The organism is Bacillus sp. FSL K6-6540, from assembly GCF_038007545.1.
Window position 1 is genome coordinate 4279935 of the sequence record NZ_JBBOXH010000001.1, and the last position, 24971, is coordinate 4304905.

The window sequence follows — 24971 nt, forward strand, 5'->3', positions numbered from 1 at the left end:
CTTCAACACTATACTAAAACATGCCCCGCCTATTCGAAAGCGTTTTCTTTTTCGTTGTATCGTTTTGTGGCTTCCTCAATAATCTCTTTACCGCCCTTCGACAGATACTCCTCGAGCACCTTGCCGTAGTTATCGATCGGCTCCCTTCCGTATACCATGCGGAGCACGTACTCCAGAATCAGCGGAGGCAGTTCATCCGATTTCGGATTCAGCTCCGGATATTTCACCATCGCCTCCAGTCTCGGGTCGAATTCGATTCCGCGGCGGCCCTCAGTCGATAACATGTTATCAAAAGCATCAATCAGCTCTTTGCCGGAATCGGACAATTCGGACACGCGTTTGTTGTACGTTGTGTCCTGCACCAGCCACAGCCAGTAGTTCAAATAACGCATCTTATCCGCGCCTGCCGCGTCCGTCGGCACCTCGAAGACCGGCTTTCCGTCGGTTACCTGATAATCCTCGCCCTCGATGCCGAAGCTGAAGAACAATTCCGCGTCCTCACTGACCATCCAGTTGAAGAACTTCACGATATCCTCCGCTTTGTCCTTCGCCTTCGCGTTGATGAAGAAGGAACGCGTGACCGGATTATAATGGGCATATCCCCCTTTACCGTCAGGTCCTACTGGCGAAGGAATCAGCGCCACTTTCGCGTCCGGCACATTCTCCTTCAGCTGGGTTCCCCAGATCGGAAGCTCGTTGGCATTCATAGACCACATGCCGGCTTTGCCGCTCGTGACGATGGATTTGAAATCCGCGCTTTCAATGGTCGCGAATTCCTTGCTGATCAATCCTTCCTCATGCATCGTCTTATAGATCTGAATGGCCTGCTTCATATTTTCTTCGTCAAAAAAGGTGGGCTTTACTTGCCCGTCCGGGAACACCTTGAATTGGTTCAGGTAACCCAGCACGTCATAGGCTCCGAAGAAGGTATCGGCATATTTGAAATTCTGACGTCCCGCATAAGGCTGCTCCACCCCGGCTTCCTTGAACGCGCGCAGAACCTCCATCGTCTCTTCCACCGTTGTCGGGATCTCCTTGCCTACCTTTTCCAGCAGGTCGGTCCGAATCCATGTGGCCCGTCTGGACGGATTGGACAAGATTTCGGGAATCCCATAGATATTGCCCGTCTTGGAATCCGTCATCCGCTTCCAGGCTTCCTCGGGGATAAACTTAAGCAGGTCCTGCCCATGCTCCTGCAGCAGGTCGTTGAGCGGAAGAAAGACTCCGTTCTCCACGGCACCCGCCAGCTCGGGACCGCTGATTCCGCCAGTTCCCTGCACCACATCCGGTATGTCGTTCGTTGCGAACATCTGCACCATTTTATCCTGATATTCGTTATGCGGAATGAGACGGATATCGAGGTCCGTATTCGTCATTTTCTCTAGCTCCAGCACGTACTTATCCTGGTTGATATCCGGATTCTTCTCAACGTAGGAAACGTTAAGCGTCCGCATCGAAATGGAAAATTTCGTGGCTCCCGCTTCATTCCCGCCTTGGCCGTCGCCCCCGGCGTTGGCTCCTCCGCCTCCGCCATTATTGCCCGCACAGCCGACGAGCATGGCCAGTACAAGACCTGACGTAAGCGCACGTGTCCAGCTTTTTCTCATGAATACCCCTCTTTTCAAGCTAATATAGTCGCTTATAATAGCGCTTTCAAACTTATTATCAGTATAGAGAGCCGTCTGGGCGGGAACAAGGAATGTCTTTGGCTCGGTTTGTCGTTTTTTTAGGGCTATTCTTTGATCGACCCGATCATCATCCCGTGAATGAAGAAGCGCTGCAGAAACGGATACAAGAGAATGATGGGCAGCGTGGCTACCAGAATAACCGCCATCTGAATGCCCTGCACGGACTGGGAGCTTGCTTCGAACGCCATGTTGCCCGTATCGGTCAGGCCCTCGTTCACCAGAAGTTCCCTCAATTTTACCTGGAGCGGATACTTGCTGCGGTCATTGATATAGTAAAGGGCATCCATATATTTGTTCCAATTCGTTACGGAATAGAATATCCCTACCGTCGCCAGCGCCGGCTTGGATAACGGAAGCACGATGCTCCACAGGGTACGGACCTCGCTGCATCCGTCGATTCGGGACGAATCGATCAGTTCGCCCGGAATTTGGGTGAAAAACGTGCGAAGCACAAACAGGTTGAATGCGCTGATCGCCGATGGCAGCATCAAGGACCACAGCGTGTTGACGAGATTCAGCTCGCGCATCAGAATGAATTGCGGGATGAGTGGTGCCGTAAAAATCATGGTCAACAGGATGATTATCATGATGGTTTTTCTGCCGACGTATTCGGGCCTGGAGAGCGGGTACGCCAGCGAAGCGGTTGCTGCCAGATTGATGAAGGTTCCGAATATCGTAATATAGACGCTGATCCCGAATGCCCTCCAGATGGAAACATCGTTGAATACATGCTTGTAGTATGCAAAGGTAAATTCCACCGGCCAGAACATCACTTCTCCGCGATCGATAGCGCCCGGGCTGCTGAACGACTGGGCAATGACATTTAGGAATGGGAGCAGCATGGTGAGTGCAAGAAAGGTAAGGATGATATAGTTCAATACAAGAAACATTTTTCTGCCTGCACTGTCATATTTCACGTTGGTGGTCACTCCCCTCTAATACAGCGACTCGCCGGTCGCTTTCTTGCTGATGGTGTTTGCAATGGCGATCAGGAACAAGCCGACAACGGACTTGAACACCCCGATGGCGGTGGCATAACTGTACTGAAGCTGCTGCAAGCCGGCTTTGTAAATATATGTGTCCAAAATTTCGCTGGACTGGATGTTAAGCGGGTTCTGAAACACGAATACGCGTTCAAACCCGTAATCCATGAAATCCCCGATCTTGAGCAGGAACAGGATCGTTATCACGGGAAGCAGCGCTGGCAGGGTAATGCTTAGGGTCTGGCGCCATCTCCCCGCTCCGTCGATTTCGGAGGCTTCGTAGAGATCCGGATTGATGCCTGCGAGCGCCGCCAGATAGATGATGGTTCCCCAGCCGACATCTCTCCATAATCCGGAGCCCACCAATACCGTTCGAATGTAGGAATCTTCGCCTAGGAAATAGATCGGTTCGATGCCGAACCACCCGAGCACCACGTTCACGATCCCCGATGATGGGGACAGGATGCCCACAAAGATACCGCTTACAATAACCCATGACAGAAAATGCGGCGCATAGAATATCGTCTGGACAATTTTCTTGTAAACGACCTGGCGAACCTCATTCAGCAATAAAGCCAGGACGATGGGGGCCGTAAAAGCAAACAGAATGTCATAAGTACCCAGCAGAAGCGTATTGCGCAGAATTTTCAGAAAATCATAGTGCTGGAACATTCGCCCAAAGTGCTCAAGGCCCACCCAGGGACTTCCCGTTACGCCCGCAAACAAATTGTAGTTCTGGAATGCGATCACGGAGCCCATTAACGGAACATATTTGAACAATGCGAAGAACAGCAGTCCCGGCAGCGATATGAAGTACAGCGCCCTATATTTCCACATGAATCCGAGCAGCTTTCTCCGTTTATCAAGCTTTCCCTCCAGAATCGGGCTTACCGCTGCTTTGTTTGGCTCGGCCATCTGTCATCACCTCTTGTTTCTCAAATGGGCCGGTGCGTTGTCATCTATCGGAATTTCGTCAAACCGGATGCTGATAAATTCAGGCTCCCGGTCAATGATCCGCGACAGCTCCTTTGTAAAAACGTCAACGATTTCGTTCTTCTGCTCATCCGTGCGTCCTTCGTACATTTTAATCGTAATTTGCGGCATCGGCTGATCGCCTCCTTAGGAAATGGATGTGATGAATATCCTTATCCTATAGGTTTTCATGACCGGGCAGCAATGGAGGAAGATCGGTTCCTTTGTGTTTTTTTTAGGTGGATCGGCGGCTTGTGTTTTTTTAAGTTCGGCTTGTGATTTCAACAGTTTTTAAACGGCTGGTCTAGAAATTCGAAGCGTTCTGTGGAACAATGGTTCAAAGCAGATGCCAAGCAGATGCCAAGCAGATGCCAAGCAGATGCCAACACGGGCCGCTCGATGCCATCAGTTATGGGAGGTTAGCGATGAACGGACAAGTGAAGGAAGAGGTAACGACCTATGCGTCGTTATGGGGAAAACTCGAAAAGAAAGTAACGCGTATGACGGGTCAGCTCCAAGGCAAAGTTCCCCATGCCACAAAGAACGGGATCTATGATTCCACCCGGATCGATTGGTGGACCTCCGGTTTTTGGCCGGGGATGCTATGGATGATGTATGATATGACCAAGCAGCCGCAGTATAAGGAATGGGCTTGGGAATGGGATATTCGGCTTGAAGAGGCGCTGATCGGAGACAGTAACTTTCATCACGATGTAGGTTTTCAATTTCTGCCGACGGCCGTCATCAAATATAAACTGACCGGCGATCCGGATGCCAGGCGGAGAGGATTGTTGGCGGCTACCCTGCTCGCAGGAAGGTATAACCCCGTCGGCAGATTCATTCGCGCTTGGAATCAGGTGAAGCCTACCTCGTGGAACCACGGAAACGAAGGCTGGTCCATCATCGATTCCACCATGAATCTCTCCCTCTTGTTCTGGGCCTCCGAGGAGAGCGGCGATCCGAGATTCGCTCATATCGCCAGGGAGCAGGCCAATACGGTTGCTGAACATTTCATTAGACCCGACGGCTCGGTTCGGCACATCTGCCGGTTTGACCCGTTGACGGGCGAATATATGGAATCGCTTGGAGGGCAAGGCTTTGGACCGGAATCGGCTTGGAGCCGGGGAGCAGCCTGGGCTTTGCACGGGATGGCGAACACCTATCGGTATACCGGCGATATTCGGTATCTCGACGCTGCCAAGCGAGTCGCTCATTTCTTTGTGGCTTCCCTTGAGGAAGATTCCATTCCGCTTTGGGATTTTCGGGCGGAGCGCAAGGATTTGGAATCCCCCGATCATGACGGGACGGAAACATCCCCAATGGCACCGGTGCCAAGGGATACATCCGCGGCATCCTGCGCCGCATCCGGGCTGCTTGAAATCGCGGACCTCGTCCCGCAAGCCGAAAGCGCTCTGTACCGCAGCAGCGCCTTGAGTATCATCGACTCTTTGACGAACCGTTACGCCGAATGGGATGACCCGGATTATGAAGGCATACTGAAAGAAGCCACAGGGCATCTGCCTGCCGGACAAAATATAAACGTCTCGCTCATCTATGGCGATTATTATTATGTTGAGAGCGCAGCCAAGCTAATGGGATGGAAAAACCGGATCTTCTGATCCGGTTTTTTGTCGTGTTTATTCATTCTTTTTCGGAATCCGAATATAGAAGCAGCTGCCGCCAACATGCTCATCTCCGCTTTCGGCCCACACGTGACCGCCATGAGCGGAAACCAGCTGCTTGACGATGGTCAGCCCCATTCCGCTTCCGCCGCTTAACCGATTCCTCGACTTATCGCCCCGATACAGCCTTTCGAATATATACGGCAGATCGGATTGGGAGATGCCCTGTCCCGAATCCCGAATTCGAATCAGGGCATCGGCCCCTTCGTCCACGAGATCGGCTTGCACCGTACCGCCGGACGGGGTGTAGTGCAAGGCATTGCTTAACACATTGATCAGAATCTGGTGCATCCGGTCTGGATCCACCTCGACTGCGATCGACGAACTGCCGGCATATTGCAAACTCACTTCTTTTTCATGATACATCGCCTTCGCCAACGTGACGGCTCTCTCCATAATATGGCTCAGGTCCTGCTCGGACCGGGACAGCTGAAACTCCGGGGATTCCATATCGTGCAGCTCCTCCAGCTCCGTGACGAGCTGAATCAAACGGTCGATTTCATCCAAGCAGGTGCGGAAACGGTCTGCAGTCGGCTCCCATACCCCGTCCTCGAGTGCACGGGTGTGACTCTTTAAGGTGGTTAGCGGCGTTCGGAGCTCATGCGCGATATCCTGCGTCATGTTCCTGCGAAGCAACTCCTGTTTCTGCAGCTGTACTGCAAGCTCATTCAGCGAAGCACCAAGCCCCGCAATTTCATCGTACCCTCCGGCTGCCACGCGGATATCCCAATTTCCCTGCGTCATCATTTCTGCCGCCCTCTTCATCTGGACGAGGGGAGCCGATATCCTTCTTGCTACATAGATTCCTATTATGGAGGCTATGGCAATCGATAACAGGCAGGTTAAGATAATCGATTGCATCTGCGCCTGCTCCAGATGATAGTTCAGCTCATCCATTCCGCTGTGTCCGCTGGACTGCTGCTGGTACATCGCGATATGGTAATGGTTCGTCACGATGTTGATCACGGTAAACACGATCAGGATCCCTGCCGTGATGCTGATAATGATGGCGGCGAGCCTCAGGTCAAGCCGATGCTTCAAGCCCCGTCACCTCCGAAGCGATAGCCGAATCCGTAAACGGTGAGGATATATTTCGGCTGCTTTGGGTCGGATTCAATCTTTTGACGCAGATTCTTTATATGCTGATCGATGATGCGGATGTCGCCGATAAAATCGTAGCCTAATACCCGGTCGACCAGTTCCTCGCGAGAGAAGTTCCGCTGCGGGTATTTGGCCAACAGCAGCAGCAGTTTATATTCGCTCGGCGTCAAATTCACGATTTGTCCATGGCTGGTGACCTCATGCTTCATGGAATGGATGACCAATGCGCCTCCATCATACACAATGACGTCCGCGAGCAGCTTGCTGTCATCCCCCCGCCTCAAGACAGCCTTGACCCTTGCCACGACTTCCCGAGGGTCGAACGGCTTCACGATGTAATCATCGGCTCCGATCGCAAATCCGCCGATCCGGCTGCTCTGAGCCACCTTAGCCGTTAACATCACGATGGGGACCGAGCTAAACGTTCGAATTTCCTTGCATATCCGTTCACCGTCCATATCCGGCAGCATGAGGTCCAATAGGACAAGGTCCACGGCTTGTCCTCGCAGGCAATCGAATGCCTCGGCACCGTTCGCCGCTTCCAGCGTCAAGTAACGTTCTTTGTTCAAATAAGATACAAGAACTTCTCGAATATTCGGTTCATCATCCACGATTAATATGGTTTTCATTCCGGTATCTCCTTATAGAATCCTTCATCAGTACAAGTCAACTGTAACATAAGTCTCCATTGTAACTGAAACTTGTGAAGATTCCATGAGGATGAACAAGATGGTCCATGAAGCCCATGAGATTGTTGGGCTTCATGGTATACTAATGCATTTCGTTTTATCACGTGGCATTTATAAGAGACTTCAGATAAGAGACGCTTTGCGGCACCTGGCTTTCATGCAAGCCATGAAGAATCAGCGGCCCGTTAAAACGATAAGCGCGCAGGAGCTGAATGTATGCTTCATAATCCAGTTCTCCGGTACCGGCAGCCCTGTACCGGAATCCATCTACAGTCGAATAATCCTTGGCATGAGCGATAATAACATGTTCACCGAGCAGTGACAGCGCTTGATCTACTACATCAGTCAAAGGCTTACCGTCGTTCGGGTTGAACAAATTCGCTGCATCCAGTACCACCTTCAACCGCGGAGTACGCATCGTATCCAGCAGCTGTCTGGCTTTAACGGCATCGCTGATCACATTGGCCGGCTCCGGTTCAACGGCCAGCTCGAGCCCGAATTCCTCTGCTATATTCACCAGTGCCTGCATGGTGATCAGCAGATCATCCCATGCTTCCGGCGAATCGTTGTCCGGATGTCTTCTCCACATATCGATTGGATCCCTCGTCCCTGTGCACAGGGTAATGACCGACGTCCCCATGAAATGGCACATCGCTGCCAAATGGCGAAACCGGCGAATGTCATGCTGCCGTTTCTCCTGATCGGGGTGGATCATATTAAAGGTCCCGGATACGGCCGCCATATGAAGATGCCGATTCTCGCACGCAGCTTGTATATGTGCCGCGGTCCCCAGATCGACGGCCTCCGGCAGCGACGGAAGAGCGGCGCAGGTAAGATTGAACTGGATGACCTCCAATCCGGTTGCTATGACAGCGTCCAAGTTTTCTTCCAGTGTCGGCCTCTCAAACGTCTTGGAGAATATGCCCAATTTCATCATTCATACGCCTCCCGATACTTCAGCCAGCTTTACCGTCTTGCCGCTCTCAACGGATCTGGCGATCGCCGCCATCGCGCGCATGGCTGCTACTCCGTCATCCAGATTGGCTCCTCGCATGGGTGCCTGCTCCAGAATCGTATCCGCGAAGCCTTCAACCTGCAGCTTGAAGAAATGCGCATCTTCGCCTAGCGGCCTGTGATAACAACCGTCGCGCGAGGAGAACACCTCGACGTCGCTTGACTTGAAGAGCCACGGATTGTATGTCTTGCCAACAACGCTTCCGTGTTCACCGTAAATTTGAAAGCCTTCATGCCAGTCCATCCGGACGGCGACCGTAAGATCCAGATGCCCTACAGCGCCCGATGCAAACTGAACCGTGACGAACCAGTTATATGCGCCGAATTTCTGCGTATTCCATGCCGTCACGCTCACCAGGTCCCCCCCTAAAAAGCGGGCCGTATCCACCAGATGGCTGCCATGCGTCAGCATGTAATAACGCAGCTTATCGAGCTTCGGATTACCTTCCGGCCTCAGGGCATTCGGACTAAGCCGCACCAACGGCTGCACGTTTTCGGTGACCGTATACCGGTAGGTGGAATCGCAGTACCATGCTTTCAGGGCCAGCATCTCCCCCATCTCTTGCTCAATAAACCGTTTAGCATAAGCGATGCCGGGATCAAAGCGTTTCATGTTTCCGATTTGGACAACACAACCGGAATCCCTTGCTCTCCGCTGCAATTCCTCACACTCTTCTACGGTGACGCCAAGCGGCTTCTCCACGAGAACATGTTTACCTGCCTCGATGGCTTTAAGGGCGGCTTTCACGTGAAATTGATCCGCGATGCCAATGATGACAGCTTCCACCTCGGGATCTGCCAGCATCTTGTCATAATCCTTGTAGGTTCGTACCGGCTGATGGATTTCGGCCATGCGGTTCAGCAAATCCTCCGCTACGTCGCATATCGCATAAAGGCGTGCATTGCGCGCCCTCCGGCAAGCTTCGAAGTGTCCGTACTGCGATATGGGGCCGCAGCCCAGCACGGCTGCATTCAATGTCGTTCTATTCTCGGCCATGACAGCACCTCCTGTAGTTGATGATTTAGAAAAAACGCCGATCGACGTACTTTCTCAGAAACGGACCGCGGTTAGAGGAAGTTTTTCTTGCGATTATTGAATTGTTCAGCTCCGCTGAAAACTAATAAATTCTATAATCTATGGCAAAAGCCGCAGGATATACTCCTGCGGCTGCATTCCCTCTTATTTTTTTGCCATGTATTTGCGAATGTCAAATGCTACCGCTGCCACGATAATAAGCCCTTTGATGATCAATTGCCAATAGGGACTGACGCCGATAAAGGTTAACCCGTAATTGATAACGCCGAAGATCAGAACCCCGGCCATCACGCCGGGCACCGTGCCGATGCCGCCAGCCGTGGATACGCCTCCGACCACGCATGCCGCTATCGCATCAAGTTCATACATGTTGCCATAGTTGTTGGTCGCACCACCGGTTCTTGCAGCCTCCAGCACGCCGGCGATGCCGTACAGTGCACCGGAAATAGCGTAGATCGCGATGAGATTGCGAGCGACATTGATCCCCGATACATGCGCAGCTTGCACGTTGCCGCCAATGGCATACATATTTTTGCCGAGCCGGGTCTTGTTGAAGATGACCCAGCAGATGAACGCAACAAAGATAGCGATGATGACGATGTAAGGGAGTGAGTAACCGCCGCCGAAGTCGATGTAGCCGCTGCCCCACACGGTAAAATCCGGTCGTAAGCCGCCGATCGGTTGGGACTGGTTCGGCTCCATATCAAAATAGATGGAATTGACGCCGTAGATCCCGACCATCGTACCGAGCGTCGCTATGAACGGCGGCACATGCAGCTTGGCAACAATGAAGCCATTGATTAGACCGACGACAAGCCCCGCTACGATACCGATCAGGATCGGCAATAGAACCGATACCTGGGGCAAATCCGGGAAAAAGCGGTTCGCATAAACCTCCGTTTGCAGCATCGAAGCCGATACGACCGCGGTTAAGCCTACGACGCGACCTGCGGAAAGGTCTACCCCGCCAGTGATCAGAATGAATGCCGCTCCCAGCGCGATGATCAATCTGGTCGAGGATTGCTGCAGGATATCCCGCAATGTGGAAAAGGCCAGAAAGTTGGGATCTGCGACGGCAATCCCGATGACGAGCAGTATCAATACTACGAATATGGCGCGCTGCGCCAAATAATCTTTAACCTTGACGATGGCTTGCGTATTCATCGACTTCCCCTCCCGGATCGGCCGACCGCTGCTGTGCGGCCAGCCGCATGATTTCCTCTTCGCTTGCTTCCTGCCCTTCCAGAATTCCCGTCATCCGCCCTTCGCTCATCACCATGATCCGGTCGGACATTCCGAGCAGCTCGGGCATTTCGGAGGAAATCATAATGATGCTCTTCCCTTGCGTCGCCAGCTGCGTAATGATGGAATAAATCTCGAATTTGGCACCCACATCGATCCCGCGGGTCGGCTCATCCAGCAGCAGGATCTCGGGCTCCGTAAGCAGCCATCTCGCCAGCAGCACCTTCTGCTGGTTCCCGCCCGACAGATTTCGAATCTGGGTATTGACCGACGGCGTCTTGGTTCTCAGCTTCTCCACGTTCGTTCGCGCATCCTCGATGCCTCTGCGTTCATTCAGCAGGAACGCCCAATTCTGATACCTTCGAAGATTGGCAATGACCGTATTCTCGTAGACCGAGAGTACCGGGAATATGCCGGTGACTCTACGCTCCTCCGTCAGCAGTGCCATGTTGTTTTTCTTCGCATCGGAAGGCGACTTGATCTTCACTGGTTTCCCGTTAATCGATATGGTTCCGGAGGCCACCGGACGAAGCCCGAAGAGAGCCTCAACCAATTCCGTGCGCTGAGCGCCGACAAGGCCGCCAATGCCCAGAATCTCGCCCTTTCTCAGCTCGAAGGATACATTCTGAAACGAGTTCGGATTAGTGGAGCTTAATTGGCGGACCTGCATCCGGGTTTCGCCCGGAATGTTCGTCCGTTCAGGATAGCGCTCCGTCAAATCCCGCCCCACCATACGGGTAATGATCAAATCGGTCGTCAATTCTCCTGCCTGCCAGGTTCCCACGTACTTCCCGTCCCGCATGATCGTGACATCATCGGATATGCGCAGAATTTCTTCCATTTTGTGCGAGATGTAGACGATGGACACGCCCTGCGACCGCAGCCTGTTCATGATGCTGAACAGATGCTCCACCTCGTTCCCGGTCAGAGATGAGGTAGGTTCGTCCATTACGATCACTTTGGATTGATAGGACACCGCTTTGACAATCTCAAGCGATTGGATCTTGGACACAGAAAGCGCTCCTGTCCTTGCTCTGGGATCAATATCGATATCAAGCTCGCGTAACAGCCGGAGCGTGTCCGCTGCCATCTGTTTCTCGTTCACGAATTTCAAGGGCCAGAAGCCCGTCATCGGAAATCTTCCCAGCCATATATTCTCCATCACATTGCGGTGCGGCACGGGATGAAGCTCCTGATGAATCATGGATATTCCGTGATTTAATGCATCCTTGGAGCTGTTGATGGCGACCTTGTCGCCGTTTAAGTAAATGTCGCCTTCATCAGGCTTGTAGATGCCGAACAAACATTTCATCAGCGTTGATTTGCCGGCTCCGTTCTCGCCCATGAGCGCATGCACGGTTCCGGGTCTTACCTTGAACGTTACGTCGCTTAATGCCTGAACGCCTGGAAACGCCTTCGATATATTCCGCATCTCCAGCACATACGATTCCGCCACTTTGAATACCTCCTTCGCTTTTCCGGGCCAAAAGAGTCCAATATAAAGGGACAACGCTACGATGAGCCGCTGCCCCTTCTTATAACCCTGCCATTATTTCGCGTCGGCGATATTGTCCTTCGTTATTTTTTTGTAGGCGATCCACACGTATTTACCGTCGGTTATATCAAAGCCGGTATTCTCCTTGTTCGGCGTTTCCCCTTTGGAAAGCGCGGCCGCAATGGCAACGGAAGCTTTGCCCTGGCTCTTGGCGTCGTTAAGCACGGTTCCGAGAAGGGTTCCGTCTTCCAGCGCCTGGACGGCGGGAGCCGTCGCATCGACGCCCACGACCGGCATGTACTTGTCGCCACTGAAGTAACCTGCCGCTTTCAATGCCTCAATCGCTCCGAGCGCCATATCGTCATTGTTGGCCAGCACCGCTTCAATCTTGTCGCCATGGGACGCGAGGAAGGTTTGCATCTTCTCCTGTCCTTTCACGCGGTCCCACATGGCGGTATCCACCGCAAGCGCTTCCACTTCAATGCCGGCGTCTTGAATCGCCTGAACGGAGAATTTGGTCCGCAGCTCGGCATCCTGATGGCCCGGCTCCCCCTGCAGCAGCACATACTGCAGTTTGCCGTCCCCGTTCTTGTCTGCCTTCGGATTCGCTTTCCAATAATCGACGATCAGCTGTCCGGAGATCGTGCCGGATTCCTCCGCCTTCGCCCCTACGTAATAAACCTTATCCCATTTGTTCATGTCTTCCGCGATCGGCTCCCGATTCAGGAAAACCACCGGCGTATTGGCGGTTTTCGCCTTGTCGATAATGACGCCCGCTGCCGTGCGATCCACGGGGTTGATAATCATGGAGCTGTATTTTTTCGAGATAAACAGATCAATTTTCTCATTCTGGGTCGGCTGCGCATTTTGACTATCCACGATATCCAGTTTGGCTACGCCATTCGCTGCATCGGACATCGCATTTCGAACGCCTGTCATAAAGGTATCGTCGAACTTGTAAATCGCCACCCCGACTTGAGGCGTGCTGCCGCCTGCCGCGTCGCCGCCCGTGCTATCGCTGCCGGTTGAACTGCTCCCGCCGTTGTTGCATGCCGCCGTGGTGAGCATCATGCCTGCCATAAGGACAAACAGCCATTTTTTCTTCACTTGGGTTGACCTCCCTGATTCATTCGATATTTCAGTGCTGGCTGCGGCACTCCGAAGCCGTATCTCACTGACTACCGCCATTATGCCGGAATGACCCTGATATTCGAATTCAAAATCCTCCTGATTTCTAGCAAAATTCTCATCACTTTATCGGTTTGCTTATGTGACTTCCTTACTTCACAAATGGAAACAGCACCTTCTGATTATCCATCCAGAACATATTGTCGGCATCAATCACCTTGGTCTCAAGCACGATCGGCTTATCATATCTCGAACCGTCCATGACCTTCACAGCCTGCTCTACGCCCAAGTAGCCCGTGCTGAAGCCGTTCTGTACCACGAGTTTATGAAGGACGCCATCCTGAAGAAGCTGAAGCTGTCCCAGATCGCTGCCGAAGGTGACAATCTTGATCTCACCTTGAACCTTCCGCCTTGCGACTTCTTTAGCCGCTCCCAAGGAAGCCTGGATATCGAGTGCCAGAATTCCGTCGACGGCGCCCTGATCCAGCAGCTGTTTGGCGGCCTGCCAGCATGCATCCTCGCGTTTGCCGCAAGCCGCGCCGCCCGCTATTTCAATTCCGCCGATATCTGACCATACCCGTTTGGCTCCCTCTTCGCGGGCGATCAAGTCGGGGTCCTCCCTGTCGGAACGCAGGATGGCTACTGTACCCCGACCTTCAAGCAAGTCGGCCAGCTGCTCGCCCGCCTTGCGTCCGGCAGCTTCATTATTGATCGCGATCGCGGATAAGATGCCTGTGGTCATTCGTTCATCATTCAATGCAATCACGGGGGTACCCGCTGCCGCTGCCTTATCGCCTAATTCCTGCAGCACTGCCTCCGATGCCGGGTCGATCAAGATTGCGGAGGCGCCCTTCTCCAACATCTTCAAAGCGGCCTGCAGCTGCTCCGCCTCATCGTCGCTAGGCTCCAGGGAAACATAATCGAGCGCCAATCCGTTTTCCTTGGCGGCCGCTTCGGCGCCTAAACGGATCGCATCTCCCTGCTCTTCGGCGTGTACGGGAGCCACAAGGGCAATATGTTGAAGCTCGGGCTCCTCATCCGGGTCCGTATCGGATGAACACGATGTTAAGAGGATCAGGACAGCGACGAGTGCAGCGAAAAAGCCCCTAGGTCCAATCGGTAACCGCAGCGGCCGAAAAGTTCTAATCATGCTCGCGTCCCTCCTCGTCCATATCGTGAATGACCGGAATCCGTATGCGAACGGTAGTGCCCGCCTCCTGCTCGCTCTCGAATTCCAGCCCGTACCGTTTGCCGTAATATAGACGAATTCGGTCATGAACATTTCGAACGGCCACGCCGGAACCGGCCGTATTGATAAATTGAACAGGGTTATGAGGCGTCTCTTTAGCGTCCAAGATCCCTTCAACCATCTCGGGTGTCATCCCAACCCCGTTATCCGTAACCGTCATTTCCAACCATTCGCCTTTTACGGCTGCCCCTATGCGAATATGCCCCTGATCCACCATATACTCGATGCCGTGCACGATGGCATTCTCGATTAAGGGCTGAAGCACCAGCTTGAGGGTGTAACAGGATAGCGCGGCTTCGTCCGCTTCGATCGCAAAATCGAATTTCTGTTTATATCTCATCTGTTGTATGGTCAAATAATGCCGTGCGTGCTCCAGCTCTTCCCGGACGCTTATCGATGTCTTCCCTTTGCTCAAGCTCAAGCGAAACAGCTTCGACAAGGAAGTAATCATCGTAATGACCTCCTCCTTCTTGCTCATTCCTACCATGCGAACAACCGAATTCAGGGTGTTGTACAAAAAATGAGGGTTGATCTGGGCCTGCAAGGCTTCCAGCTCATATTTACGCTTCGATTCCTGCTCCTTCACAATCTGTTTCATGAGCTGCCGGATCTTATTCAGCATCAGGTTGAAACGGCTGGACAGCTGCACTACTTCAAGCGGCCCCTGCAACGGGAGCTCCACGTCGAAATCGCCCCGTTCCACGGCTTTCATCGTTCTGCCCATGCGGCGGATGGGCCGGGTGAGCATGGCCGAAAGAATCAGGGATACCGCGATGGCCAGCACCAAGACAATGGCAACCACCCGGACCAAATAACGGTTGACCTCTTCCCTTGTGGTCATGATCTCATCCAAATAGGATACGCCCACGATTTTCCAGCCTATGTTGACGACCGATTTGACCGTATTGAGCCGCTTGACCCCATCCGATTCATCAATGTAGCTCTCCGAGGAGGTCAGCGCCCGCTCAACGCTCTCATTCCGAAGCCCCATGTAGATTAATTGCTGCTGTGGATGGTACACGATATTTCCCGCTCCTTCGTCAATGATGTACGCATACCCGCGCTTCCCCAGACTGATGCGGCTGCTCAGCTCGTCGATCTTCTTGAAGTTGATATCCACCAGCAGAATGACGTACATCGGCTCCCCGTCATGAACGACCGTAATGCCTTTGCTCATCGTGACGACCCATTCAAACGTTTGGTCGTATAAATTCTGAACATGGGGCAGCGAGAAGCTCAGATGGTCGGAGACTCTCATGGCCGAGTGAAACCAGCTCTGCTCCGTCACCTTGGCGCTGGGCTTGACCGGAATGGCCGGATGGTTCCGCAGCATGTCGCCCTGATCATTAAACAAAGCGATGGAGACGATGTCATCTCGGCTTCGCATGATCGTATCGAGCTGTTTTGTCACCTGTTCATCGTCCCACTGCCCGTCTGCCAGCATATTTTCCTCGATCGCCCGATACAGCTGCGCCATCCCGTCCACGTAATCCTCGAGATTATAGCTAACCTGGTCCACGATTTGCTGGGCATTCAGGAATACGCTTTGCTCTGCCGATCGCGAGAATTTATTGAAGAGCAGTACGGCTACCACGATCACAATGAGCAGAATGAACGCCGAGAAGGACCACATGATGATGGATTGAATGCTGTGCGCCCGGAATCGCTTAACCCATCGTTGAACAAAAGGTAGGACCGAGTATCGCTTCGTATACGTGATTTTCATCGATGCCCTACCCCCTCGCTTGTGCCCGATATTCCTTAGGCGAAACGCCGACCTGCTTCTTGAAGCAGAAGCTGAAATAATTCGGATCGGCAAACCCGACGCGCTCCGCGATTTCGAAAGCCTTCAGGTCGGTGGATCGTAAAAGCTCCTTGGCCGTTTCCATCCGCAGCTGCATTAAGTACTGCACATAGGTCATTTTGAGCTCTTTTTTGAAAACGCCGCTAAAATAGCCTGTGCTGATATGCAGGTGCATGCACAGCTTCTGCAGCGATATATCCGGGTCGCCGTAATGCTCCCGCGTGTATTGGAGCGCTTTCTCCACGATGTCTTTATAGGCATGCTGCCTAGAGCTGGAGATTTGCTTGCGGATGGCCAAACTGACATCCTGAAGCCAAGCTTTAGCCTCCTGTAGTCCGGAAAACTTGAAGATCTCGGCATGCAGCTGATACCCCGCTCCAAACATCTCCTCAAGCTCGATCCCGGATTCTTTAGCCGTTCGAAGTATGGCCGTTACGACTTCCAGGAGATAGATCTGAACCTCTTGAATCGTGCAGGATGCTCCGATCAGCTCATCGAATATGTGCGTAATCGCTTCACTTAATTCCTCCGCGGTTCCGAGCTTAAGATTGCGGATCAGCGCTTGCTCCTGCAATTCGTCCAGGCGGACCCCTTCCTGCCTCGGACTCTCCACGTCATCGATGAAGATGACTTTCTCGGCACCGAGAATCAGCCGGTAGTCCAGCGACAGCAGCGCATCCTGGTAGGAGTGCTTAAGATCAGACAGAGTCCGGACCCTGGAACCCACGCCGATCGTAACCGGCAGCTTCAGATAGTGAAGAATGCTTTTGAGCAAACGATCCAGTGCGACCTGCAGGTCGCCAAACCACGACTCGTCCTCGCAGCCGTCATTCGTAATCAAGAACACGATGCTATCCTGATATATGAATGCGCTTCCAAAAGAAAGGGGATCCATCAGCTCTTTCGCAATGTTCAGCATGGCGTGCAGCATCAAGTCCATATCGCCGGAATGCCGCAGGGAGCTTGATGGAGCACTCTCCTTATGCTCAGCCGCCGGATATAAAGCCATCACCGCGACGAGATAACAGGCGCCGTTCAGCGGAAGGCCGTAATTCCGAGTTTTCTCCTCAATGATGGAGCGGGGCAATTTTCGGGTTAACAGCGAAGCCAGGAACGATTCCCGAAGCAAAGGCAGGCTTGTCCGGTAATGCTCCTTCAATTGGCGAACGTCCTCACGCTCCGCCACCTCCATATCGATTTTGTCCTTGATCTTGCCTAATAACTCCATGAAGCTTTCGGCAGAGAACGGCTTGAGCAAATACTCATCCACGCTGAGCGTAATCGCTTGGCGGGCGTAATCAAATTCGTCATAGCCGGTCAAAATCACGATTTTGCACAGCGGCTGATGCTCCCTTAGCCATGAGGCCAGCTGCAGCCCATCCTGAAAAGGCATACTGATATCGGTAATAACGACATCCGGCTCCAACCGCTCCGCAGCCTCCACGGCCTCTCTTCCGTTCTCCGCCGTCCCCTTGATCTCGAATCCGCAGGCTTCCCATTGGATTTCCTGAACGAGGCCTTCTCTCACATCGGCTTCATCATCCACTAACAGCACTTTATACAATGCGACCCCTCCCGTTTCTGTCCTGTTCGGTTGCAAACTGAATCTATAGTGATCTTACCTCGCCGCGCCAAAATTGGGAATCTTCCACATTATGTTTTTTGCAACAAAAAAAAGAACGAATGCACGACTCCAGCGAAACAGCGCTTCCCTGTTCCTGGAGTCATGATTCGTTCCGAAATCGATTGTGCAGCATTCCTTACGCCTGAACGGGTACGGAGACGGGTTTTACCGGCGTGCTCAACCTCTTGATGCTCAGATAGTAAGCGATGCCGAGCGGGATGACGGCGCCCAGCCAAGCCAGCGGATTTGCCAGGCTTGCACCGAGGAAGCCGATCTGCGCGGTCAGGAAGATAGCAGCCAGTACCCGCATGATCAGCTCCATGATGCCCGCCACAGTGGGAATTAAGCTCTGACCAAGCCCCTGAAGCGTGAAGCGGTAGATGAAGAGCAGCGAAAGAAGCAGATAGGTGCTGCCGTTCGATAAGAAATACAGCCTGCTGAGCGACAGCAATTCCTCTTGGCCTTGACCCACAAAAAGGCTGACGGCGGCAGGACCCGCGAATATAACCAGCAGGCCCACGGCGATGCTGAATGATCCCGAGAGCCAAATACACTGCTTAACCCCCAGTTTGATCCGGTCTATGCGATTCGCTCCGAAGTTCTGAGCGGCAAAAGTCGCCATCGTAATCCCGAAGGAACTCATCGGCTGCGTGGCGAGCATATCAATCTTCTGTGCAGCGGTATAAGCCGCAACGGCTGATGCCCCGAGACCGTTTAGCGTGATCTGCAGAATAATGGCTCCGATGGCGATAATGGAGGCTTGGAAGCCCATCGGAAAACCTACCCACATATGCTGGCGAATAAATTTCCAATCGATGGACCAGTCGGCATTCTTGAATTGAAGGAGCGGGACCTTCTTATGAATGTAGATCAGACAGAGCAGGCAGGAGAACAGCTGCGATACAACCGTGGCAAGTCCGGCTCCGGCTACTCCCATCTTAAATACGAGAATGAATAAGAGGTCGAGCACGATGTTCAGAATGCTTGCAACGACCAGGAAGAGAAGCGGCGTCCGGCTGTCGCCGAGAGCGCGGAGCAGGTTAGCCAGCAAATTAAACAGAACGGCCGCGCCGACGCCCCAGTTAATGACGATCAGATACGAATACGCATCATCCAAAATTTCGGCAGGGGTGTTCATCATGACGAGGACGGGTCTCGTAAATATAACGCTCACGATAGTGAGGAATACCGTGAACACCAGACTGATCCATACACTCGTTCCCACGCTTTTGCGGACGCCTGCGATATCCTTAGCTCCAAAACGCTGTGCCGTTATGATAGACAAGCCAGCCGTCAATCCCTGGGCAAAGCCGATGACAAAAAACAAAATGCTGCCTGTCGAGCCAACGGCTGCAAGTGCGTTCACGCCAATGGTACGTCCCACGATAAGGGTGTCCGCCATGTTGTAAAATTGTTGAAAAATATTACCGATCAAAAGCGGGATGGTAAACATGATAATCAGCTTGATCGGACTTCCTTGCGTCATGTCTCTCATGTAGATTCTCCTATGCCGTCAATAAACGTTCCTCTAGAGATTTATTTGAAATATTATGCTTCAAACAGCGCTTATCGCATCGAATGGAAACATTATAATGGGTGAGGGTCGTTTGTATTCTTGTGTATCTTATCATGAAAGAACATAAATTTCTCCCTATTTATTCCCGAAATCAAAACTAAAAGCAAGTACTCGTCATTAGAAGAGTCTGTACCCGATTTGGATCCCTGATTTCTCTATAACTGAAAAGGCCAACCGGTCATTTCGGTTGGCCTTTTCAACATGATGACATGTGATATCCCTATGGAATTCCGATGTTTATGCCTCTTCGACGGCAAGCTTATCCAAGGCCAGCTTCGCACGTGACCGCGCTTCTTCGACATCGCCGGCGGTTGACAGCGCGACTGCTACTCGTCTTCCGACCTTGGTTACCGGTTTGCCGAACATGCGAAGCTGCGTATTCGGAACGGCCAGCGCTTGATCGGCGCCTGTAATCGTATAGTCTTCCAGCTCTCGGCCGGCTTTCAGGGGGCGGCTGGCTCCCGGCGTGATCAATTCGATCTCTGGTATCGGAAACCCGAGAATGGCACGGACATGAAGCGCAAATTCGGATAGATTTTGCGTGACCAGCGTAACCAGCCCAGTATCATGCGGACGCGGGGATACCTCGCTGAAGTACACCTTATCCTGGGCCAAAAATAATTCAACGCCGAACAAGCCGTATCCGCCAAGCTCGTCGGTAATCTTCCGCGCAATATATTTAGCTTCCTCGATTTGCGCTTCAGACATATCGTGCGGCTGCCACGATTCGATATAATCTCCGCTTTCCTGAATATGCCCGATCGGCGCACAGAAGCTTGTTCCATTGACGGAGCGGACGGTCAGAAGCGTGATTTCCGACTGGAATGAAATGAATTCCTCAATGATCACCCTTCCGTTCTGCACGCGGCCGCCTTCCATGGCGATGTTCCAGCAGGACTCGATATCCCCTTCCGAACGGCACACGCTTTGACCTTTGCCGGAGGAGCTCATCAGCGGTTTGATCACGCACGGAAAACCCATGTCCAGGACAGACTGCTTGAATTCCTCATAGGTATCGGCAAATCGATAGTCCGCAGTCGGCAGTCCCAACTCCTCTGATGCCAACCGGCGGATCCCCTCACGGTCCATCGTAAGCTTTGCGGCTCTGGCGGTAGGAATCACCCGAAACCCCTCATCCTCCAGCTTCACCAGCTCCGCAGTAGCCAGCGCTTCAATCTCCGGAACGATCAGGTCCGGCTTTTCCAACTCAATAATAGCGCGCAGCTTCTCTCCGTCCAGCATATCGATCACATGGCTGTGATCGGCAACGTGCATGGCAGGAGCATCGGCATAACGATCGACGGCTACGGTTTGGACACCCAATCGTTGTGCTTCAATTACGACTTCTTTCCCTAGTTCTCCGGATCCCAGCAGCAATATTTTTTTCGTTTTGAACATCGTTGTTTTATCCCCTTTTCATAGTTTCAGAGACGATAGAAGCCCAAGAAAATAATAAAGAGGTAAGGGAAATAAACTCCCTTACCTCTGCCCAGGCGTACGGCCGTTGTCATTCATGTGCTCCCTCATGGTTCCCCATGCTACGCCAGTCACACATAAACCTATACATTGTTACATAAATGATACTGAATCTTTTCGTTAAATGCAATATCAGCCTGCGTCCTTAGGATTTAGACTTCAACATTTCGATCATATCCTGAAGCGAGTGTGACAGCCATTTCTTAGGATGAACGACAATCTGGATGTCCAGTCGAATGTCTGGGTGTTGAAAGGGAAGAATCGCCAGCTCTCCCCTCTTGATTTCCTCCTCTGCTACCATTCTCGGCAATAGTGAGATGCCGGTGCCGGACATGATATATCTTTTGATTGCCTCGGGGTTGCCCAATTCCAAACCAATACGGACGGGAGCTCCGCTGGCGCGCAGCACTTTTTCCAACATGATCCGGTAATTGCAAGTATCCTCGGTCATAATCCATTCGTAATCAGCCAGATGCTCCAGCTCGATGACGGGCAACCTGAGAAGCGGATGATCCGGATGGGCAATCAGATGGAGGGGCTCTTCCCGGATCGGGATCCAATTCAATGAAGTGTCTTCCGGTTTGTTCTCCAGAATAAGCCCGAGATCGTACTCGCCCTCTCTTACCTTACTGACGATGCTATCTTCACGATCCGTTTGCAAGCGGATGGCAAGATCTTCATGCTCCTGTCTTAGCCGATGAAGGACGGATGGAAGAAAATATGCGGCAAGCGAATCGATCGTTCCAATCGATAAGATGCCCCCGCCTTGTTTCGTCAGCTTTTCCTTAGACTGCTGGAACAGATCCAGCATTTGGACAGCATACTTGAACAGCTCCTCCCCTGACTTCGTCAGGCGCAGGCCTCTGCCATACCGTTCAAACAGCTTGACGCCGTATTCCTTCTCCAGCTTCTGAATCTGGGTGGTAACGCTGGATTGTGCATAACCCAATTCGTCAGCAGCTTTAGTAAAGCTCTTTCGAACAGCAACCTCCCTGAAGGTTTGCAGATAGATCAGTTCCATCGCTCTCTCCTCATCAATAATATTGATAATAACTATCTATTATTATAGATAACACCGATCCCGATTCCCATGGTAAAGTAAAGCCACAATTCATGAAATGGAGGAAAGATCATGTTGAGTCCGCAAGATTTGAGAGGTATTTATGTTCCGGTGGTCACTCCCTTTTCACATGAATACGCATTGGATGTTCCGTCTTATCATCGTTATTTGGAGAATTTGTTATCCCATGACATTCAAGGATTGATCATCAACGGTACGACCGGAGAGGCGCCGACGGTAACTTGGGAAGAGGTCGTTCAAGTGGTGGAGGAAACGCGAAAAGGTCTGGACGGGCGGCAATTGCCGGTCATTATTGGTACGGGTACCAACGATACGTTCTCCAGCATGAAGCGGACGGAATGGGCAGGACATATCGGGGCAGACGCGGTATTGGTGGTCACGCCGTATTACAGCCGCCCTTCGATTGAGGGCATTATACAACATTTCTGCAAAGTCGCGGAGGTGGGGATACCGGTTATTTTGTACGAAGTTCCTTCGCGCACTGGAATTTCCTTACCGGTCGATGCCATTCGAAGAATCATGGAGATCCCCGGTGTCATCGGAATGAAGGACAGCACTGCGAGTACGGAGCTTATGAGAAGCTTGTCTCCATACGATACGAAGCCTGTTCTATGCGGGGACGATGTCCGCTTTCATGAGATGCTGCGTCATGGTGCATCCGGGGGCATTTTGGCGTCGGCCAATGTGAATACCGAGGCTTTTATTCGTGTGTATCAATTAGCTGCCCAAGGGGATTATTCTCGTTCCGAAAAGGAGTTTGAAGTGCTGCTTCCCGTTATTCATCAGTTGTTCGCAGAATCCAATCCAGCTCCGCTAAAATGGCTTCTTGCCAAGCAAGGCCTTATCTCATCCGACACCCTGCGCCTGCCGATGGGCCCCATTACGGATGAGCTCAAGCTATCTTTGGATCAAGCATTCAAAGGCTGAGAAACTTTAAATCATGGACGTAACAGGTTTCTCCTCAAGAGTGGCGGGACGCATTCGCTTCCTTGCCATGCTTGAATGGATGATTCGAAGCTATAGGGCGCACATGCTTTCAATCAGTAGATAATGGGATGGATGATACTGACATTTTACGCAAAAAAAGATATCCTGCTTAGATCTATCGCTTTAAAGGATTGATGAATGAAATCGCCCCACTTATAATATGGGTACATTCAATTCCTCCCAGAAATTTGAAAGGAGACTTGCAGTGCTGCCCTATTCCACCCCTAATCATGATTTTGCCTTTGAACAATCTGTAATCGGTATGGCTTTGGTATCGCTAGATGGAACGATTCTTAAGGTCAATTCGGCACTATGTGATCTGTTGGGTTGCTCGCCGCAGGAGTTAACTGCCGGGGCGCCGCAAGAAGAAAACAGCCTCCGCGAGTTATTGAATCGAGTGATTCAGAACGCTAGGGCTGCCCAGGGTCATCAGCCATCCATCCCCCCGGTTGAATATGCTTACCGTCATCCGTCTGATCGCGAGTTATACCTTAGTGCACGCTGCAGCGTTGATCACGATCCGGAGCGGGGGCCCAAGGGATACTTGGTACAATTCGAGGATCGAACGCTGCTGAGACAGCTCATGAAACAGCTGGAGCAGAAGGAACAGAAGCTGAACGAGAAGGAAAATTCGTTTCTGCAGCTGCTGGAAGAGCTCCCTCTCTCCGTACTCATAACTAAAAAAGGCATTGTGCATTATGTTAATTCTGCCGCGCTCCGGCTCGTCAATGCGATGCACCTCCGTGACGTGCTGGGCATTTCAACCGACGTGATCGTCGACGCATCGTATCATCACACATTGATGAAACGCAGGGCAACGTATGCCGAGAGCGGAGAAATCGGAAGCGTCGATTATCTGATACGCTGCCTGGACGGGCAGGAAAAGATGGTCACGGGGTTCACGTTAATCATACAATATGAAGGCGAGAAAGCGGCCGTCGGCATCTTCAAGGACATTACGGAGCAGCGGATGGAAGAGGATCGCGTGATGCAATCGGAGAAGCTGACGACCGCCGGCCAATTGGCCGCCGGCATCGCTCATGAAATTCGAAATCCATTGACATCGATTAATGGATTCGTGAAGTTATTGCGATCCGCGGAACGCAGCAACGAGCTTTATTTTGAAATCATCGAATCGGAGCTCAAACGCATCGAGCTCATCGTCAATGAGCTCTTGGTGCTCTCCAAACCGCAGGGTGCCCACGTGAGCGGACCCATCGACGTGTCGGCCATACTGGATCAGATCATTACGCTGATGAAGGTGCAAGCCGCTCTCAAGAATATAGAGATCATTCCCCATTATCCACTGGTTCCGATCTATGTACAGGGCGAAGTCAACCAGCTCAAGCAAGTGTTCATCAATCTGCTGAAAAACGCGATGGAGGCGATGAATGACGGGGGAAGCATCACCTTGGACATTGTGCACAGCGGTCCCGAGGTGCAAATTATCGTGCAGGATGAAGGAGTTGGGATGACGCAGGATCAGATCCAATCACTGGGACAGCCCTTTTTTACAACGAAAGACACCGGCACGGGACTCGGTCTCATGATTACCAAGAATATTATTCATAATCACGGCGGTACGATGAACGTGGAGAGCACTCCTGATCATGGGACAACCTTTACGATCCATTTACCTGCATTATAATGCGTACAATCGGAGGACATAGGCATGGACATTCAAGATTCAAACTTACATAAACAATTTGCAATAAACTGCTTCAATCAGGTCTGGGATATCTTGGAGAAGAAGCAGCGGACGACGGAAGACGATGAGAACATGATTCACATGTGTCATGCTTCCTTTTGGCATTGGAGCCGGGTGGCGGATCATACAGAGCGCAACCTGTCTATCGGGTATTGGCAGCTCTCCCGAGTATACGCGGTAACGGGTCAGGGCGATCAAGCACTGCATTATGCCAAGCGCTGCATCACGATCGGGTCATCGGCTAACCTCGAACCCTTCTACATCGGTTACGGATACGAAGCGGAAGCCAGAGCCTATCTGGTTCTGAGGAACAAGGAGCATGCATTGGCATCCAAGCAAAAAGCGGCAAGTTATCTCGACAGGGTAACGGATAAGGAAAGCCATCAGATGCTTGCCAACGATCTCGGAAGTCTGGACTAACACGCAAACTGCGCAT

21 protein-coding genes and 1 riboswitch are annotated in these 24971 nt (G+C 52.0%); of the genes, 4 read left to right on the plus strand and 17 right to left on the minus strand.

Going from position 1 to position 24971, the window contains the following annotated elements; translation table 11 throughout:
* Window positions 1-29 precede the first annotated feature (29 nt).
* The 4 genes from MHH82_RS18725 to MHH82_RS18740 all read right to left on the minus strand — a co-directional run bounded on the left by MHH82_RS18725 (window position 30) and on the right by MHH82_RS18740 (window position 3775).
* Window positions 30-1607, minus strand: a complete 1578-nt coding sequence (locus tag MHH82_RS18725; protein ID WP_340967313.1) for an extracellular solute-binding protein — start codon at window positions 1605-1607, stop codon at window positions 30-32.
* A 125-nt stretch (window positions 1608-1732) separates the two neighbouring features.
* Window positions 1733-2605, minus strand: a complete 873-nt coding sequence (locus MHH82_RS18730) for a carbohydrate ABC transporter permease (RefSeq protein ID WP_036660892.1) — start codon at window positions 2603-2605, stop codon at window positions 1733-1735.
* A gap of 18 nt (window positions 2606-2623) precedes the next feature.
* The gene (locus MHH82_RS18735) at window positions 2624-3586 is read right to left on the minus strand and encodes an ABC transporter permease (protein WP_015735902.1); all 963 of its coding nucleotides are present in this window, start codon (window positions 3584-3586) and stop codon (window positions 2624-2626) included.
* A 6-nt stretch (window positions 3587-3592) separates the two neighbouring features.
* Entirely contained in the window at window positions 3593-3775 is a 183-nt protein-coding gene (locus tag MHH82_RS18740) for a tautomerase family protein (RefSeq protein WP_009590941.1), read from the minus strand.
* A 293-nt stretch (window positions 3776-4068) separates the two neighbouring features.
* On the opposite strand from MHH82_RS18740, the gene MHH82_RS18745 reads away from it, so the two are divergent.
* Window positions 4069-5262, plus strand: coding sequence for a glycoside hydrolase family 88 protein (locus MHH82_RS18745; RefSeq protein ID WP_340967317.1), 1194 nt, complete (start codon window positions 4069-4071; stop codon window positions 5260-5262).
* Window positions 5263-5280: 18 nt separating this feature from the next.
* On the opposite strand, the gene MHH82_RS18750 is transcribed toward MHH82_RS18745, so the two are convergent.
* From MHH82_RS18750 to MHH82_RS18810, 13 genes are all read right to left on the minus strand, one after another.
* Entirely contained in the window at window positions 5281-6366 is a 1086-nt protein-coding gene (locus MHH82_RS18750) for a sensor histidine kinase (RefSeq protein WP_340967320.1), read from the minus strand.
* Entirely contained in the window at window positions 6363-7055 is a 693-nt protein-coding gene (locus tag MHH82_RS18755; RefSeq protein ID WP_340967322.1) for a response regulator transcription factor, read from the minus strand. The genes MHH82_RS18750 and MHH82_RS18755 overlap by 4 nt, the downstream gene beginning before the upstream one ends.
* 160 nt (window positions 7056-7215) lie before the next feature.
* On the minus strand, window positions 7216-8052 hold the full coding sequence (locus tag MHH82_RS18760) for a sugar phosphate isomerase/epimerase family protein (protein ID WP_340967324.1): 837 nt from the start codon (window positions 8050-8052) through the stop codon (window positions 7216-7218).
* A complete protein-coding gene (locus MHH82_RS18765; protein WP_096774193.1) occupies window positions 8053-9126 on the minus strand; it encodes a Gfo/Idh/MocA family oxidoreductase in 1074 nt (357 codons plus the stop codon). It abuts the gene before it with no gap.
* A 183-nt stretch (window positions 9127-9309) separates the two neighbouring features.
* Complete coding sequence (gene mglC / locus MHH82_RS18770; protein ID WP_096774194.1) at window positions 9310-10329, minus strand: galactose/methyl galactoside ABC transporter permease MglC; 1020 nt, start codon at window positions 10327-10329, stop codon at window positions 9310-9312.
* A complete protein-coding gene (locus MHH82_RS18775) occupies window positions 10301-11839 on the minus strand; it encodes a sugar ABC transporter ATP-binding protein (protein WP_285857466.1) in 1539 nt (512 codons plus the stop codon). The genes mglC and MHH82_RS18775 overlap by 29 nt, the downstream gene beginning before the upstream one ends.
* Window positions 11840-11956: 117 nt before the next feature.
* Window positions 11957-12982 carry a galactose ABC transporter substrate-binding protein gene (locus tag MHH82_RS18780; protein WP_374705882.1) on the minus strand — a complete coding sequence of 342 codons (1026 nt, stop codon included), beginning with the start codon at window positions 12980-12982 and terminating at the stop codon, window positions 11957-11959.
* Window positions 12983-13181: 199 nt separating this feature from the next.
* Window positions 13182-14180 (minus strand): substrate-binding domain-containing protein, encoded by a 999-nt coding sequence (locus tag MHH82_RS18785; RefSeq protein ID WP_340967333.1) that lies wholly within the window; start codon window positions 14178-14180, stop codon window positions 13182-13184.
* Window positions 14173-16005 (minus strand): cache domain-containing sensor histidine kinase, encoded by a 1833-nt coding sequence (locus MHH82_RS18790; RefSeq protein ID WP_340967335.1) that lies wholly within the window; start codon window positions 16003-16005, stop codon window positions 14173-14175. The genes MHH82_RS18785 and MHH82_RS18790 overlap by 8 nt, the downstream gene beginning before the upstream one ends.
* A 7-nt stretch (window positions 16006-16012) precedes the next feature.
* Complete coding sequence (locus MHH82_RS18795) at window positions 16013-17647, minus strand: response regulator (RefSeq protein WP_340967337.1); 1635 nt, start codon at window positions 17645-17647, stop codon at window positions 16013-16015.
* A 196-nt stretch (window positions 17648-17843) separates the two neighbouring features.
* Window positions 17844-19202 carry an MATE family efflux transporter gene (locus tag MHH82_RS18800; protein WP_340967340.1) on the minus strand — a complete coding sequence of 453 codons (1359 nt, stop codon included), beginning with the start codon at window positions 19200-19202 and terminating at the stop codon, window positions 17844-17846.
* Between the two features lie 318 nt (window positions 19203-19520).
* Window positions 19521-20681, minus strand: coding sequence for a phosphoribosylglycinamide formyltransferase 2 (purT, locus tag MHH82_RS18805; protein WP_340967342.1), 1161 nt, complete (start codon window positions 20679-20681; stop codon window positions 19521-19523).
* An 82-nt stretch (window positions 20682-20763) separates the two neighbouring features.
* A riboswitch (ZMP/ZTP riboswitch) is annotated at window positions 20764-20844 on the minus strand.
* A 60-nt stretch (window positions 20845-20904) separates the two neighbouring features.
* Entirely contained in the window at window positions 20905-21780 is an 876-nt protein-coding gene (locus MHH82_RS18810; RefSeq protein WP_340967343.1) for a LysR family transcriptional regulator, read from the minus strand.
* A 111-nt stretch (window positions 21781-21891) separates the two neighbouring features.
* Between MHH82_RS18810 and dapA the strand changes: the two genes are divergently transcribed.
* The 3 genes from dapA (at window position 21892) to MHH82_RS18825 (ending at window position 24955) form a co-directional block, all read left to right on the plus strand.
* Entirely contained in the window at window positions 21892-22767 is an 876-nt protein-coding gene (gene dapA, locus MHH82_RS18815) for a 4-hydroxy-tetrahydrodipicolinate synthase (RefSeq protein ID WP_036660911.1), read from the plus strand.
* Window positions 22768-23032: 265 nt separating this feature from the next.
* Window positions 23033-24475 (plus strand): PAS domain-containing sensor histidine kinase, encoded by a 1443-nt coding sequence (locus MHH82_RS18820; RefSeq protein WP_036660913.1) that lies wholly within the window; start codon window positions 23033-23035, stop codon window positions 24473-24475.
* Between the two features lie 24 nt (window positions 24476-24499).
* On the plus strand, window positions 24500-24955 hold the full coding sequence (locus MHH82_RS18825) for a hypothetical protein (RefSeq protein WP_036660914.1): 456 nt from the start codon (window positions 24500-24502) through the stop codon (window positions 24953-24955).
* Window positions 24956-24971: the final 16 nt, after the last annotated feature.

Excerpts from the sequence above, each read along its gene's own strand:
- MHH82_RS18825 (WP_036660914.1), top strand. The coding sequence starts at position 24,500 with ATGGACATTCAAGATTCAAACTTACATAAACAATTTGCAATAAACTGC.
- dapA (WP_036660911.1), top strand. The coding sequence starts at position 21,892 with ATGTTGAGTCCGCAAGATTTGAGAGGTATTTATGTTCCGGTGGTCACT.
- purT (WP_340967342.1), bottom strand. The coding sequence starts at position 20,681 with ATGTTCAAAACGAAAAAAATATTGCTGCTGGGATCCGGAGAACTAGGG.
- MHH82_RS18800 (WP_340967340.1), bottom strand. The coding sequence starts at position 19,202 with ATGAGAGACATGACGCAAGGAAGTCCGATCAAGCTGATTATCATGTTT.
- mglC (WP_096774194.1), bottom strand. The coding sequence starts at position 10,329 with ATGAATACGCAAGCCATCGTCAAGGTTAAAGATTATTTGGCGCAGCGC.
- MHH82_RS18810 (WP_340967343.1), bottom strand. The coding sequence starts at position 21,780 with ATGGAACTGATCTATCTGCAAACCTTCAGGGAGGTTGCTGTTCGAAAG.
- MHH82_RS18775 (WP_285857466.1), bottom strand. The coding sequence starts at position 11,839 with ATGCGGAATATATCGAAGGCGTTTCCAGGCGTTCAGGCATTAAGCGAC.
- MHH82_RS18755 (WP_340967322.1), bottom strand. The coding sequence starts at position 7,055 with ATGAAAACCATATTAATCGTGGATGATGAACCGAATATTCGAGAAGTT.
- MHH82_RS18760 (WP_340967324.1), bottom strand. The coding sequence starts at position 8,052 with ATGATGAAATTGGGCATATTCTCCAAGACGTTTGAGAGGCCGACACTG.
- MHH82_RS18725 (WP_340967313.1), bottom strand. The coding sequence starts at position 1,607 with ATGAGAAAAAGCTGGACACGTGCGCTTACGTCAGGTCTTGTACTGGCC.
- MHH82_RS18740 (WP_009590941.1), bottom strand. The coding sequence starts at position 3,775 with ATGCCGCAAATTACGATTAAAATGTACGAAGGACGCACGGATGAGCAG.
- MHH82_RS18790 (WP_340967335.1), bottom strand. The coding sequence starts at position 16,005 with ATGAAAATCACGTATACGAAGCGATACTCGGTCCTACCTTTTGTTCAA.
- MHH82_RS18745 (WP_340967317.1), top strand. The coding sequence starts at position 4,069 with ATGAACGGACAAGTGAAGGAAGAGGTAACGACCTATGCGTCGTTATGG.
- MHH82_RS18785 (WP_340967333.1), bottom strand. The coding sequence starts at position 14,180 with ATGATTAGAACTTTTCGGCCGCTGCGGTTACCGATTGGACCTAGGGGC.
- MHH82_RS18780 (WP_374705882.1), bottom strand. The coding sequence starts at position 12,982 with ATGGCAGGCATGATGCTCACCACGGCGGCATGCAACAACGGCGGGAGC.
- MHH82_RS18735 (WP_015735902.1), bottom strand. The coding sequence starts at position 3,586 with ATGGCCGAGCCAAACAAAGCAGCGGTAAGCCCGATTCTGGAGGGAAAG.
- MHH82_RS18765 (WP_096774193.1), bottom strand. The coding sequence starts at position 9,126 with ATGGCCGAGAATAGAACGACATTGAATGCAGCCGTGCTGGGCTGCGGC.